The sequence below is a fragment of the Streptomyces sp. NBC_00096 genome, assembly GCF_045041305.1.
GTDB lineage: Bacteria > Actinomycetota > Actinomycetes > Streptomycetales > Streptomycetaceae > Streptomyces.
This window is the reverse complement of the sequence record NZ_CP108221.1, coordinates 481,921-496,127: the sequence shown is the minus strand read 5'-3', so window position 1 is coordinate 496,127 and position 14,207 is coordinate 481,921. Positions and strand designations below refer to the sequence as shown.

Below are 14,207 nucleotides of genomic sequence, written 5' to 3'. Positions count from 1 at the left end.
CCGCCCGCCGGCCCTCGGCCTCCACCCGGCGCCAGGCGCCGATGACCCCGTGAGCTCCGCCACAGGCCCCGGTGGTCGGGGCCCCGGGTCCCGGGCGCGGCGGGCGGGCGGGGTCCCCGGAACCCGCGGAGCCCCGGACCTGTTTATGCACCTAGTTGCACAATAAGCGCTCGCTCAGCTAGAACAGGTTCATCACCCCCGCGCGAGGAGGCGCCCCCTCATGAGTTCCCAGAGCCGGTACCCGCACCTGCTGAGCCCGCTGGACCTCGGTTTCACCACCCTGCCGAACCGCGTGATCATGGGCTCGATGCACACGGGCCTCGAGGAGCACGAGCGCGGCTTCGAGCGCCTCGCCGCCTTCTACGCCGAGCGCGCCCGCGGCGGCGCCGGGCTGATCGTCACCGGCGGCATAGCCCCGAACGACGCCGGCCGCCCCTTCGAGGGGGGTGCCCGCCTCACCACGGAGGAGGAGGCAGCCGAGCACCGGGTGATCACCGGGGCCGTGCACGCCGAGGGCGGGAAGATCGCGATGCAGATCCTCCACTTCGGCCGTTACGCCTACCACAAGGACCTGGTCGCCCCCAGCCCGCTCCAGGCGCCCATCAGCCCCTTCGTCCCGAACGCGCTCACCGACGCCGACGTCGAGCGCACCATCGAGGACTTCGTCCGCGCGGCCCGCCTCGCCAAGCTGGCCGGCTACGACGGCGTCGAGATCATGGGATCCGAGGGGTACCTGGTCAACGAGTTCATCGCCGCGGCCACCAACAAGCGAACCGACCGCTGGGGCGGCGCCTACGAGAACCGCGTGCGCTTCCCGCTGGAGATCGTCCGGCGCACCCGCGCGGCCGTCGGCGAGGACTTCATCCTCATCTACCGCCTCTCGATGCTCGACCTGATCCCCGGCGGCTCCACCCTCGACGAGGTCGTCCACCTCGCCAAGGAGGTCGAGGCCGCCGGCGCCACCATCATCAACACCGGCATCGGCTGGCACGAGGCCCGCATCCCCACCATCGCCACCTCCGTCCCGCGCGGCGCCTACACCTGGGTCACCAAGCGGCTGATGGGCGCGGTCTCCGTCCCCCTCGTCACCAGCAACCGCATCAACACCCCCGAGATCGCCGAGGAACTGCTCGCCGACGGCCGGGCCGACCTGGTCTCGCTGGCCCGCCCCTTCCTCGCCGACGCGGACTTCGTCGCCAAGGCCGCCGCCGGCCGCTCCGAGACCATCAACACCTGCATCGGCTGCAACCAGGCCTGCCTGGACCACACCTTCAGCGGCAAGATCACCAGCTGCCTGGTCAACCCGCGCGCCTGCCACGAGACCGAACTCACCCTGTCTCCCACCAAGCTGAAGAAGCGCGTCGCCATCGTCGGCGCCGGTCCGGCCGGCCTCGCCTGCGCCGTCTCGGCGGCCGGCCGCGGCCATGCCGTCACCCTCTACGAGGCCTCCGGCCACATCGGCGGCCAGCTCGACATCGCCCGCCGCATCCCCGGCAAGGAGGAGTTCGAGGAGACCATCCGCTACTACGGCACCCAGCTCACCGAGCACGCGGTCGAGGTCAGGCTGAACACCCGCGCCGACGTGGAGACCCTGCGCGGCTACGACGAGGTCGTCGTCGCCACCGGAGTCACCCCCCGCACCCCCGACATCGAGGGCGTCGACGGCCCCAACGTGGTCAGCTACCTCGACGTGCTGCGCGACGGCGCCCCCGTCGGCGAGCGCGTCGCCGTCCTCGGCGCCGGCGGGATCGGCTTCGACGTCGCCGAGTTCCTCACCGACAGCGGCGAAGGCGCCTCCCAGGACCCCGAGGTCTACTTCCGCCACTGGGGCGTGGACACCGCCTACACCGGCCCCGGCGGGCTCACCGCCCCCGAGCGCCCCGCGCCGCCGCGCCAGGTCCACCTGCTCCAGCGCAAGACCACCAAGGTCGGCGCCGGGCTCGGCACCACCACCGGCTGGATCCACCGCGCGGAGCTCAAGCACCGCGGGGTCGTCTCGGTCGCGGGCGCCGCGTACGACCGCATCGACGCGGAGGGCCTGCACATCACGGTGGAGGGCGAGCAGCGCCTCGTACCCGCCGACACCGTGGTGCTCTGCACCGGCCAGGAGCCGCGCCGCGACCTGTACGAGGCCCTGCGCGCGGCCGGCGTCGAGGCGCACCTGATCGGCGGCGCCGACGTGGCCGCCGAACTCGACGCCAAGCGGGCCATCCGGCAGGGCACGGAGCTGGCCGCCGCCCTCTGAGCCGGACCGCTCCGCGGGGGCGGAGCACGGGTGTTGTGGCGGTCCGTACCGGGCCGCCACAATCGTCCCGTGACGACGCTGACACCGGCAGACGCGGACAAGATCCTCAACGACAACTTCGCCCCGTGGGTGCTCGCCCTCGGGCTCACCGTCCAGGAGACGGGTGAACGGCACGCCGTGCTCCGGCTGCCCTGGTCCGACGCCCTCGCCCGGGACGGAGGAGGCCTCAGCGGCCAGGCCCTGATGGCCGCCGCGGACACCGCCACGGTCATCGCGATCTCCGCAGCGCGCGGGGCGTACGGCCCGATGACCACGGTCCAGCAGTCCACCAGCTTCCAGCGACCGGTGGTCGGCGCCGACGTCCTGATCCACGTGGCCATCACGAAACTCGGCAAGCGGATGGCCTTCGCCGACATCACCATGACCCCCGAGGGAGCCCTGGAACCGGCGGCGAAGGCCTCCACCGTCTACGCCCTGCTGGGCTGACCCCCGCCCCGGGCCTCAGCCCGCCTGGACGGTGACCGTGCGGCCCGGGGCCACGAGCGGGGTCACGTAGGTGTAGGTCACCCCGTCCACCACCTTGGTGCGGGCCGGCTGCGCCACCCCGTCGACCGCCAGCGTGGCGTACGTACCGGGGAAGCGGGCCTCCCAGGTGTAGGCGGCGCTGCCCGAGGTGTGGGTGAGGGAGGACCTGCTCGCCCCGTCGTGGCGCAGGGAGAACGCCGAGTCGCCGATCCGCAGGTCGTCGATGCGCAGCCAGTCCATGCCCGAAGGCAGCCGGGAGCCGGTGCTCAGGGCGTGTGCGGGCGCGTCGGGGGAGACGCCCATCAGCCCTTCGACGGTCTGGCCGAGCAGGGTGAAGGAGACCTCGGGATAGTCCCCGTTGGTGCCCTGCTTGGTGTTCACGTGCTGGACGTCCTTGTGGTCGTAGACGTCCTTCATCCACTTCCAGCCGGTGTCGTTGCGGTTGTTGCGGAAGAAGGTGTCCGGCAGGTAGGTGAGGGCCTCGATGTTGGAGGGCCGGCCGGGGCCCGAGGCCTGCTGGTCGATGTAGTCCAGGTAGGCCTCCCGGCGGGGGCCGGGGTCGAGGATCTGCTTCATCGGCATGAACCAGCTGTTCTCCTTGCCCCAGCCGGTCAGGGCGCGCCCGTCCGTGGTGTAGCCGCGCACCATGGCCGCGCCCGAACCGGTACCGCTCCAGGTCGAGTTGAAGTACGCCTTCAGGTCCCGGGCCTTGGCCCCGTACCGGTCGGCGAGCGCGCAGTCGCCCTTGGAGCGGGCGAGCGAGGCCATCGCCAGGTAGGCCTGGTACTGGGAGCCGATCGCGTCGCCGGCCTCGGCGAGCGGTTCGCCGCTCTGCTCGTTGTAGCTGGCGGTGCCCTGGAAGATGCCCTTGCCGGTGCCTTCGGCCACCTTGACCGTCCCGTTGTTCTTCAGCCCGTCGTGCAGGGTGACGAACTCGTCGGTGGCGTGCCGGTAGAAGTCCCACAGGACCGGGTCGTCGACGTAGGAGCGGTCGCCGCTCCAGCGGTACGCCTCTTCGGCCTTCTGCACCAGTTCGAAGGTGGCGGGCACCTCGCGGACGAAGTTCGAGGGGCTCTTGTAGTCGATCGAGAGGTAGGTCTTCGCGTCGAAGTTGAGGGCCCACGCCGGGTAGTACTTGTGCTCGGGGGTGGCGGAGGCGGCGAAGGAGCGGAGCATCGTCCGGTTCTCGGCGTGCAGGGCGAGGACCCCCGCCCCGGCCAGCTGGTGGGCCATGTCGCGCGAGTAGTAGCCGCTGCGGTTGGCGTACCCGGCCCAGTAGGAGGCGGCGTACGCGCCGGAGCCGCTGCCGCCGGTGTGGTTCTCGTCGGCGTTGAGCGGGCCCTGGGTGCCCGGGAGGTGGACCCAGCTGTTGGCCTTCCGCTTGGACCATTCGAACATTTCGACGATCTTCGGGTCGGAGGAGCTGACCCTCGGGTCCGCGGGGGAGGCGGGGGACGGCATCAGGTCGTCGGCGTTGACCCAGCCGTCCCCCGACTCGAAGGCGATCTCCAGCGTGTCGCCGGGGGCGAGGGAGATCCGGCTGAGCGTGTGGCGCCGGTAGTTGGAGGCGCTCGGCAGGGTGAGGGCGGCGGCGACCGCACCGTTGACCCGGGCGACGTACCGGCCGTTCGGCCCGCCCGTCGCGATCCAGGCGGATACGTCGTACACGCCCCGGCCGGTGGCCGTGACGGTCTGGGACACCTTCATCCCGGGGCCCGCGTCGAGGTACGCGAGCCGCGCCCCGCCGTGCGGGTAGTTCGTGGCGACCCCGGTCCCGGAGGTGAACTGCCAGCCGGTGGCGCCCTGTTCGAAGCCGGGGTTGGTGAAGGCGAGCGCGGCGGGCGGCTCCTGCCCGGCGGCCGCGCCCGGCGGGGCCGCCGCGGCCGGACCGCCGAGGGCCAGCGGGGTGAGGGGGAGGAGCAGGGCGAGGGCGGACAGGAGCGGCACACGGGAACGCGTCATCGGGTTCTCCCTGAGGGGGTGGGGTGGGCCGTGTGGAGGGGCGGCCGGGTCGCGCTGAGCGCGGCGGGCGGCACGCTAGCAACCCCCCCTGAGGATTTGCAATGACCTTGTCAAAATTCCCTGCCGGATCGAACTGAAAGATTTCATCGAACTCTTGCAAGTCTGAGGGGCGCGTGGCTACAGTCCTGGCCAGTCGGCTTCGGCAACGGTGCGAGCAGGGGTGGGTCAGGCATGGAACTGGAACGTCGGAGAGTGCTGCGGATGGGCGGCGCGATCGCCGCGGGGGCCGGCCTGACCGGTCTGACCGCCTGCTCCGGTACGGGCGCCGCGGGCCAGGGCGGCGGCGCCGCGGGGGAGCGGGGCAAGGGCCGGATCACGGTCTGGTCCTGGCAGGGGCCGGCCGCCCAGATGAAGGCCCTCGTCCCGGAGTTCAACAAGAAGTACCCGGAGATCGAGGTGGCGGTCGAGGACATCGGCAACCCCGCCATCTGGGACAAGATCACCACCGGCCTCGCGGCCGGCGGCCAGGGCCTCGCCGACGTCCTGCACATCGGCGTCGACTACCTGCCGGGCTACGTGGAGAAGTTCCCCGGCGGCCTCGCCGACCTCGCCCCGCTGGGCGCGGCCACCCACCGGGACTCCTTCGCCCAGGGCATGTGGCAGACCGTGTCCCCCGACGGCAAGCGTGTCAACGCCCTGCCCTGGGAGGCGAATTCGGCGGGCTTCTACTACCGCGCCGACCTCTTCGAGAAGGCCGGCGTCGATGTCGGCGCCCTCCAGAGCTGGGAGGAGACCATCGAGGCCGGCAAGGAGATCAAAGCGAAGACGGGTGCCCACCTGCTCGGCATCGACAAGCCCGCCTCGCAGGCCGACGCCGCCAACTTCTTCCAGATGCTGCTCCAGCTGCAGGGCTCCTTCTACTTCAACCTCGCCGGGGACATCACGCTCGACTCCCCGGAGGCCGTGAAGGCCATGACCCTGATCAAGACGATGAACGACGCGGGCCTGGTCAGCGACCTCGCCGGCGGCTGGAACACCCTGATGAGCTCCCTGAAGCAGGGGACCGCGGCCGTACTGCCCATGCCCACCTGGTTCGGCGGGGTCATCGAGGAGCAGGTGCCCCAGGAAGCGGGGAAATGGGGGGTGAGACTTCCCCCGGCCGTCCGCCGGGGCGGCTCCGTCGCGGCCACGGTCAACTCCACCCACCTCGCGGTCGCGGGCAGCAGCAAGCACCAGGCCGCCGCCTGGTCCTTCATCGAGTTCGTCCTCACCCGCCCCGCCTCCCAGGTGCAGATCTACCGGGGGAAGGGCATCGCCCCCGCCCTGATGAAGGCCTACGAGGACGCGGTCTTCCACGAGCCGTCCGCCTTCTTCGGCGGCCAGAAGAAGGGCGAGGTCTTCCTGGAAGCGCTGAAGGCGCCCTCGCCCGCCTTCAACTACACCGCCGACTACGCCCGCGCCCTCAAGCTCGTCACCGACGCCCAGTCCAAGGTGCTGCTGAGCGGCGCCGACCCGGCGAAGGTCCTCGAGGAGGCCGCCGACCAGCTCGGCCGGCAGACCGGGCGCAAGGTCTCCCGATGACCACGACGTTCACCGGCCGCGCCGCCGCCCGGGCCGTTCCCTCCCGGGGGACGGCCCGGCGGCCGCGGCCGCGCCGGCGCGTGGCACCGTACCTCTTCGTTACGCCCGCGCTGCTGCTCTTCGCCGTCTTCAAGCTCTACCCCATCGGCCGGTCCTTCGTGATCAGCCTCCACAAGACGGTCGGCGGGACCGAGCAGTTCGTCGGCGCCGACAACTACACCCGCCTGATGGGCGATCCGCTGTTCTGGACCGCCCTGAAGAACACCGCGGTGATCCTCGTCGTCCAGGTGCCGGTCATGCTGGCCCTCGCCACCGGGCTCGCCGCGGCCCTGAACTCCACCCTGCTGCGCGGCCGCGCGGTCTTCCGGCTGGGCTTCTTCCTGCCGATGGTCACCGGACTGGTCGCCTACGGGATCATCTTCTCGGTCCTGCTCGGCAAGGACTACGGGCTGGTCAACTGGGCGACCGGGCTCGTCGGCCTGGAACCCGTACCGTGGCTGACCGACCCCCTGTGGGCGAAGGTCTCCCTCGGCCTCGCGCTGACCTGGCACTACACCGGGTACAACGCGGTGATCCTGCTCGCCCGCCTGCAGTCCGTGCCCGCCGAGCTGTACGACGCGGCCGCCGTGGACGGGGCCGGAGCCTGGGCCTCCTTCCGCCACGTCACCCTGCCGGGACTGCGCCCCGCGCTGCTGCTCACCACCGTGCTTTCCACCATCGGCACCCTGCAGATCTTCGACGAGCCGTACGTGCTCACCGGCGGCGGCCCGGACAACGCCACCCTGACCATCGGCGTGTACCTCTACCAGAACGCCTTCAAGTACTTCGACTTCGGATACGCCTCCGCCATCGCCTACGCCCTGGCCGTCCTGATCGGGATCCTCGGAGTGATCCAGTTCCGCTTCCTGGGGGAGAAGTCATGACCGCCGCCCGCCACCGCGGCCGGAGCATCCTGCTCACCTCCGGACTCGCCGTCGCCCTGGCCGCCGTGCTGATCCCCTTCTACTGGCTCGTGGTCGCCGCCACGCACAGCTCCGGGGAGATCTTCGACAGCCCGCCACCGCTGCTGCCCGGCGGCCACCTCGCGGCCAACCTCGAAACCCTCCAGGACACCGCGCAGTTCGGCCGGGTGATCCTCAACTCCCTGCTCATCGCCGTGATCTACACGCTGTGCGCGGGCGTCGTCTGCGCACTGGCCGGTTACGGCTTCGCCAAGTACCGCTTCCGGGGCCGCGAGGCGCTGTTCGGACTGCTCATGCTCGGACTCGTGATCCCCGCACAGGTCACCCTCGTACCGCTGTTCCAGATGATGGCCGAGTGGCACTGGCTGAACACCTACCAGGCCGTGATCATGCCCAATCTGGCGCTGCCCTTCGGCATCTTCCTGATGCGCCAGTCGATGGCCGCGCTCCCCGACGAGCTGCTCGACTCGGGCCGCATGGACGGCTGCGGCGAACTGCGGCTGTTCTGGAAGGTGGTGCTCCCGCCGATGCGGCCCGCGCTGGCCGCCCTGGCGATCTTCCTCTTCCTCTACCAGTGGAACGACTTCATCTGGCCGCTGATCGTCCTGCGCGACGCCGCCTCGTTCACCGTTCCGGTCGCCCTGGCCTCCCTGCAGGGCCTCGACGAAACCGACTACGGCGCGATCCTCGCCGGAACGGCGGCCGCGGCGATCCCCATGGCCCTCGTCTTCCTGGCGCTGCAGCGCCACTTCGTGTCCGGCCTGCTCGCCGGCGCCGTGAAGGAGTGACCGTGCACACCACCACCGCCCCGGCGGACGGCACCGAGGCCGTGACCACGGCGGGGCTGGCGCCCGCCCCCGGCGAGCCGCTGCTCGACGGGGTCTCGCTCGCCGTCCTCGCCCACGCCCAGGGGGTCCGCCCCGCGTGGACCCTCGGCGAACTCCCCGGTGACCCCTCCGACGAACTCCCCGGCGGGATCCGCCTGCTGGAGGTACGGGCCGACGGCGCCCCCGTGGAGATCCGCTTCTCCGTGCCGCTCGGCGACGCCGCCGGGTACTGGCACCCGCAGGGCGCCTGGCAGCGCACGCTGCTCGCCGACTGGGAGGGCCGCTCCCGGGTGTCCCTGGTCGACGGACACGCCGCCGGCTGCCTGTACGACCACACCGGCGCCACCCTGCTGACCTTCGCCGCCGCCGACCCGGTGCCCGAGGCGACCCTGCGCTTCGGGGTCTCCGAGGAGAACGACACCCACGTCGTCCACCTCCACCTGCCCGCCTCGGCCCGCCCCCACCGGATCCTGCTCGTCCCCCGCTCACCGTCGGTGGCACGGGCCATGCGGGCCCTGCGCACGTGGTTCGCCGCCACGACCCCCACCGCGGCGGTGCCCGACGCGGCCCGCGTCCCCGTCTACTCCACCTGGTACGCCTTCAACCAGGACGTCAGCGCCACCGCCGTGGAAACCCAGGCCGAACTGGCCGCCGGACTCGGCTGCGGGGCACTCATCCTCGACGACGGCTGGCAGGAGCTGGGCCACGGACGCGGATACGCCGGCCTGGGGGACTGGCGGCCCGACCGGGCCAAGTTCCCCGACTTCGCCGGGCACGTCTCCCGGGTCCGCGCCCACGGCCTGCGCTACCTGGCCTGGGTCGCCCCCCTCCTGCTCGGCCCCGGAGCCGACTGCCACGACCTCTGGGCACCCCGCGCGCCCGCCCCCGCCACCGTGCCGGGCGCGCACGTGCTCGACCCCCGCAGCCCCGAGGTGCGCGAGCACGTCGTCGCCGTCTGCGTCCGTCTGGTGCGCGCGTACGGGCTCGACGGGCTCAAGCTCGACTTCCTCGACCAGGCCATGGTGTACGCGGGCGACGGCGCGGGGGACGTCGGACAGGCCATGGTGGCCCTGCTGACGCAGCTGCGCGCGGCCCTGGAATCCGTACGCCCGGGCGTGCTGCTGGAACTGCGCCAGCCCTACGCGGGACCCGGCATGGCCCCCTTCGGCAACATGCTCCGCTCCTTCGACTGTCCGGCGGACGCGACCGCGAACCGGGTCCGCACCCTCGACACCGCACTGCTCGCGGTCGGCGGCGCCGTCCACTCCGACATGCTCCTGTGGTCCGCGGACGCGCCCGTGACCACGGTGGCCCGGCAGCTGATCGGGGCCCTGCACTCGGTACCGCAGATCTCCGTACGGCTGGACCGGGTGCCCGCGGCGCACCGGGAGGCGGTCGGCTTCTGGCTCGCGCGGTGGCGCCTGCACCGCGAGCTGCTGCTGGACGGGGAGGTGGAACCGGGCCGGCCCGACGAGCTGTACCCGCTGGTGCGGGCGAGCGCCGGGGAGCACTGCCTGCTGAGCGTCCACGGCGACCGGGTCGTCCCGCTGGACTTCTCCGCGTACCGGCACTTTCACGTGGTCAACGGCTCGGACCGGGACCGGGTGATGGTCGAGGTGGTGGGCGCGGGGGCCCGTGTCCAGGGCGTGGTCCACGGGCCGGACGGACGTATCATGGACGATCCGCCGTCGTATCTGCCGCGGGGAGCACACTCGCTGGCCGTGCCGCGCGGCGGTCTGGCAACGCTCACGATCACGGAAGGACCGCGATGAAGGTCGGGATCACCGAGGTCGCAGCACGGGCTCAGGTCAGCGAGGCGACCGTCAGCCGGGTGATCAACCGACGCCAGGGCGTGTCGAAGAAGACCCGGGACGCGGTCGAGCAGGCGATGGCCGAGGTCGGCTACGAACGGCAGACCCAGGGCCAACTGGTCGCGGTGATAACCGAGTTCGTCTCCAATCCGTTCTTCGCCGATGTGGCCGAGCGCATCGAGTCGGCCCTCGCCCCGCACGGACTGAAGACGATCCTGTGCCCCGCCTTCCCGGGCGGTGTGCAGGAGCGGGACTTCATCTCCGCCCTCGTCGACAAGGGGGTCGCGGCCGTGGTCTTCCTGTCCGCGTCCAACACCGTCGAGGGCGCCGACACCGAGACCTACGAACTGCTGCGCCAGCGCCGGGTCCCGTACGTCGGGATCAACGGGGAGTTCGCGGACGGGGTGCCCACCCCGGTCTTCTCCACCGATGACGCGCTCGCCGCCGAACTGGCCGTGGACCACCTCCACCGGCTGGGTCACCGCAGGATCGGGATGGCCTCGGGACCGGCCGGCAACCAGCCCGCCGACCGCCGGGTGCGGGGCTTCCTCGACGCCATGGCCAAGCGGGGCATCGAGGAGCCGGAGCGCTGGGTGATCCGGCAGTCCTACACGGTGGAGGGCGGCCAGGCCGCCGTCGGCCCGCTGCTCGCCCTGGGCGCCACCGCGATCGTCGCGGCCAGCGACTACATGGCCCTCGGCGCGATCCGGGGCGTCCGCCGGCACGGCCGCTCGGTGCCCGGGGACGTGTCGGTGGTGGGCTACGACGGCTCGGCCATCACCGAGTTCACCGATCCGCCCCTCACCACGGTGCGGCAGCCCGCCGACCGGCTGGCGCTGGAGGTGGGCCGCAGCGTACTGGCGCTGGTGAGCAACCGGGACGTGCCGACGGGGGAGCTGCTGTTCGACCCCGAACTGGTCATCCGGGCCACCACCGGTCCGGCGCCCGCGGAGAGCGGTCCCGAAGCCTGACCGGGGTGTTGCGGGTCCGGCGCGCGAGGCCGGTCAGTGCTCCGCGCCGTCGACCACGCCCGGGCCCTCGCCCGCGTTCCCGCCCCCGCCCTCGCCCGCGCCCTCGCCCGCGACGAGGAGTTCACCCACCGTCTCGGTGAGGACGGCGCGGGCGGGGGCGGGCATGCCCGAGTCGGTCACGAACCAGTCGGCCCGGCCCAGCGCCGCGAAACCGCTGAGCCCGACCACCCCCCACTTGCTGTGGTCGGCGACGACGGCGACCCGCCGGGCCGAGGCGACCAGGGCCCGGTTGGTCTGGGCCTCCGTGAGGTTGGGCGTGGTCAGCCCGGCCTCCTCCGTCACCCCGTGCGCGCCGAGGACGAGCAGGTCGACGTGGAGCGAACCGATCACGAGGTCGGCGAGCGGGCCGACCAGCGCCGCCGAGGGGGTGGGGGAACCGCCGGTGAGCAGCAGGATGGGGGCCGCGGCCCCGCCACCCCGGGCGGCGGCCCGTACCAGCTCGGCCACCGGAAGGGAGTTGGTGACGATGGTGAGCCGTGGGACGGCGAGCAGCCGGGCGGCGACGGCGTGCGCGGTGGTGCCGCCGGAGACCGCCACCACGCTGCCCGGTTCCACCAGTGTCGCGGCCACGTCCGCGATGGCGGCCTTGGCGGCCCCCTCGAGATCGGACTTGGCGTCGAACCCGGGCTCGTGTCCGCTGGTCCCGGTGGTGGCGACGGCCCCGCCGTGCACCTTTTCCACGGCCCCGCTCCGGGCCAGGGCCTCCAGGTCCCGGCGGACCGTCATGTCCGAGACGCCGAGCCGTTCGACCAGCTCCGCGACCCGTACCGTGCCGTCGCGCCGGACCGTGTCGAGGATGAACGCGCGTCGCTGGTGGGCCAGCTGAGCAGCCTGCTCGGCCACGAGATCACTCCCGGGTAGCGGGGAAAACCGGTCAGAAAGCAACAAGGTAGCATGGCTGTTCTGTTTGATTCTGTAGGAATGTGGACGTCAGGCTGTTGATTTGGTTTGAAGTCGGTTTAGTCTTGGCAGGTGAAGAAGACCCTCGCGAAACTCGCGGACGGCCGCGAACTGATCTACTTCGACACGGACGAAGGTGCCGTGCGCGATGCGCCCGATCTGCGTCCGATGGACCGGGTGGCCAGCCACCCGGAACCGCGGCGGGACGAGGCGACCGGTGACTGGATCACGATCGCCTCCCACCGGCAGGACCGCACCTACCACCCGCCCGCCGGCGAATGCCCGCTCTGCCCCTCCCGGGACGGCCGGCTCAGCGAGATCCCCGCCGCCGACTACGAGGTGGCCGTCTTCGAGAACCGCTTCCCCTCCCTCGCGGGCGAGGCCGGACGCTGCGAGGTCGTCTGCTTCACCCCGGAGCACGAGGCCGGTTTCGCCGACCTCACTCCGGCCGCCGCCCGCCTGGTCCTGGACGCCTGGACCGACCGCACCGCGGAGCTCTCGGCCCTGCCGGGAGTCGAGCAGGTGTACTGCTTCGAGAACCGCGGGGCCGAGATCGGGGTGACGCTCGCCCACCCGCACGGCCAGATCTACGCCTTCCCCTTCGTCACGCCGCGCACCGCCAAGATGACGGCCGCCGCGGCCGCGCACCGGGCCGCCACCGGACGCAACCTCTTCGAGGACCTGCTCTCGGCCGCCCGCGCAGCCACCGGGCGGGTGGTGACGGCCGGGGAGCACTGGACCGCCTTCGTGCCCTACGCCGCCCGCTGGCCGTACGAGGTGCACCTCTACCCGCACCGCCGGGTCCGTGACCTGACCTGCCTCGGCGAGGCCGAGCGGGCCGAGTTCCCGGAGATCTACCTGGACCTGCTGCGCCGCTTCGACCGGCTGTTCCCCGTACCGGGGGAGCCGCAGGGGCCGGCCCCCACGCCGTACGTCTCGGCCTGGCACCAGGCGCCCCGCACCCGGGGGGAGGAACTGGCCCTGCACCTGGAGCTGTTCACCATCCGGCGGACCCCCGACAAGCTCAAGTTCCTCGCCGGGACCGAGTCCGGGACGGAAGCCTTCATCAACGACGTGGCCCCCGAGACGGCCGCGCGACGACTTCGGGAGGCCCTGGCGTGAACCCGACCGCTCAGTGGGACGACGAGGACGGCCGGGCCGACGGCAGCCGGACCGGCGACGACAGCCGGGCCGGCGGAGTCGCGGAAGCCTTCGGGCAGCTCTACGGAGGGGCCCCGGACGGGGTCTGGGCGGCGCCGGGGCGGGTGAACCTCATCGGCGAACACACCGACTACAACGACGGGTTCGCCCTGCCCATCGCCCTCCCGCAGAACACCCTGCTCGCCGCCCGCGCCCGTACGGACGGACGGCTGCGCCTGCACAGCGCGCAGGGCGACGGCCGGATCACCGAACTGTCCGTGGCCGCGCTGGCCCCCGGTGCGGTGACGGGCTGGGCCGCGTACCCGGCCGGCGTGGTCTGGGCACTCGCCGGGGCGGGACACCCCGTCGGGGGCGCCGACCTCCACTTCGACAGTACGGTGCCCACCGGCGCCGGCCTCTCCTCCTCGGCGGCACTGGAGTGCGCCGTCGCCGTCGCGTACGACGAGCTGTACGGGCTGGGCCTGCCCGGGCCCGAACTGGCCCGGACCGCCCAGCGCGCGGAGAACGCCTTCGCGGGCGTCCCCTGCGGGATCATGGATCAGATGGCCTCGGTCTGCTGCACCCCCGAGGCCGCCCTCCACCTCGACGCCCGTACCCCGCAGGACCACAGGCAGGTGCCCCTCGACCTCCGGGGGCAGGGGCTGGGGCTGCTGGTGATCGACACCCGGGTCTCCCACGACCTCGGTGACGGGGCGTACGCCGCCCTGCGCGCGGGCTGTGAACGAGCGGCCGCGCTGCTCGGACTGCCCGCCCTGCGCGACCTGGACGCCGGAGACCTGCAGCAGACCCTGGACGCCCTGCCGGGCGAACTCGTACCCCTGGTGCGCCACGTGGTGACGGAGAACGCCCGGGTCGCCGAGGCCGTCTCCCGGCTGCGGGAGGGGGACGCGGCGGCCCTCGGGCCGATCCTCACCGCGGGCCACGCCTCGCTGCGCGACGACTACCGGGTCTCCTGCCCGGAGACCGACCTCGCGGTCGCCGCCGCACTGGACGCCGGGGCGCTCGGCGCCCGGATGACGGGAGGGGGCTTCGGGGGCTCCGTCATCGCACTGGTGGAGACGGGGCGCCAGGACGCGGTGGGCGGAGCCGTGACGACCGCCTTCGGTGCGGCCGGCCACCGCCCCCCGCGGCTGTTCGCCGTCACCCCGGCCGCGGGCGCCCGCCGCCTCGCGCCGGGGCGCGGGGCGCGGTAGCCCCCCTCC

11 protein-coding genes are annotated in these 14,207 nt (G+C 72.6%); 9 read left to right on the top strand and 2 right to left on the bottom strand.

The window, feature by feature from the left end:
• The first annotated feature begins 220 nt into the window (after window positions 1–220).
• Complete coding sequence (locus OG904_RS02220; protein ID WP_405486788.1) at window positions 221–2,245, top strand: FAD-dependent oxidoreductase; 2,025 nt, start codon at window positions 221–223, stop codon at window positions 2,243–2,245.
• Window positions 2,246–2,314: 69 nt separating this feature from the next.
• Window positions 2,315–2,731, top strand: coding sequence for a PaaI family thioesterase (locus tag OG904_RS02215; protein WP_405486786.1), 417 nt, complete (start codon window positions 2,315–2,317; stop codon window positions 2,729–2,731).
• Between the two features lie 15 nt (window positions 2,732–2,746).
• Here OG904_RS02215 and OG904_RS02210 read toward each other — a convergent pair whose 3' ends face one another.
• Window positions 2,747–4,732 (bottom strand): hypothetical protein, encoded by a 1,986-nt coding sequence (locus OG904_RS02210; protein ID WP_405486784.1) that lies wholly within the window; start codon window positions 4,730–4,732, stop codon window positions 2,747–2,749.
• A 231-nt stretch (window positions 4,733–4,963) separates the two neighbouring features.
• On the opposite strand from OG904_RS02210, the gene OG904_RS02205 reads away from it, so the two are divergent.
• The 5 genes from OG904_RS02205 to OG904_RS02185 are packed head-to-tail and all read left to right on the top strand — an operon-like array spanning window position 4,964 to window position 10,884.
• Window positions 4,964–6,313 (top strand): ABC transporter substrate-binding protein, encoded by a 1,350-nt coding sequence (locus OG904_RS02205; protein WP_405486782.1) that lies wholly within the window; start codon window positions 4,964–4,966, stop codon window positions 6,311–6,313.
• Window positions 6,310–7,236, top strand: a complete 927-nt coding sequence (locus OG904_RS02200) for a carbohydrate ABC transporter permease (RefSeq protein WP_405486780.1) — start codon at window positions 6,310–6,312, stop codon at window positions 7,234–7,236. Before OG904_RS02205 ends, OG904_RS02200 begins: the two co-directional genes overlap by 4 nt.
• A complete protein-coding gene (locus tag OG904_RS02195) occupies window positions 7,233–8,063 on the top strand; it encodes a carbohydrate ABC transporter permease (protein ID WP_405486778.1) in 831 nt (276 codons plus the stop codon). The genes OG904_RS02200 and OG904_RS02195 overlap by 4 nt, the downstream gene beginning before the upstream one ends.
• Window positions 8,064–8,065: 2 nt before the next feature.
• Window positions 8,066–9,874 carry a glycoside hydrolase family 36 protein gene (locus OG904_RS02190; RefSeq protein WP_405486776.1) on the top strand — a complete coding sequence of 603 codons (1,809 nt, stop codon included), beginning with the start codon at window positions 8,066–8,068 and terminating at the stop codon, window positions 9,872–9,874.
• A complete protein-coding gene (locus OG904_RS02185; protein ID WP_405486774.1) occupies window positions 9,871–10,884 on the top strand; it encodes a LacI family DNA-binding transcriptional regulator in 1,014 nt (337 codons plus the stop codon). The genes OG904_RS02190 and OG904_RS02185 overlap by 4 nt, the downstream gene beginning before the upstream one ends.
• A 33-nt stretch (window positions 10,885–10,917) precedes the next feature.
• Here OG904_RS02185 and OG904_RS02180 read toward each other — a convergent pair whose 3' ends face one another.
• Window positions 10,918–11,787: a DeoR/GlpR family DNA-binding transcription regulator gene (locus tag OG904_RS02180; protein WP_405486772.1), complete on the bottom strand. Its 870-nt coding sequence runs from the start codon at window positions 11,785–11,787 to the stop codon at window positions 10,918–10,920.
• Between the two features lie 129 nt (window positions 11,788–11,916).
• Here OG904_RS02180 and galT point away from each other — a divergent pair, with 129 nt between their 5' ends.
• Together galT and galK are read left to right on the top strand one after the other, a co-directional pair.
• The gene (galT, locus tag OG904_RS02175) at window positions 11,917–12,966 is read left to right on the top strand and encodes a galactose-1-phosphate uridylyltransferase (protein ID WP_405486770.1); all 1,050 of its coding nucleotides are present in this window, start codon (window positions 11,917–11,919) and stop codon (window positions 12,964–12,966) included.
• Complete coding sequence (gene galK / locus OG904_RS02170; protein WP_405486768.1) at window positions 12,963–14,198, top strand: galactokinase; 1,236 nt, start codon at window positions 12,963–12,965, stop codon at window positions 14,196–14,198. The genes galT and galK overlap by 4 nt, the downstream gene beginning before the upstream one ends.
• The last annotated feature ends 9 nt before the right edge of the window (window positions 14,199–14,207 follow it).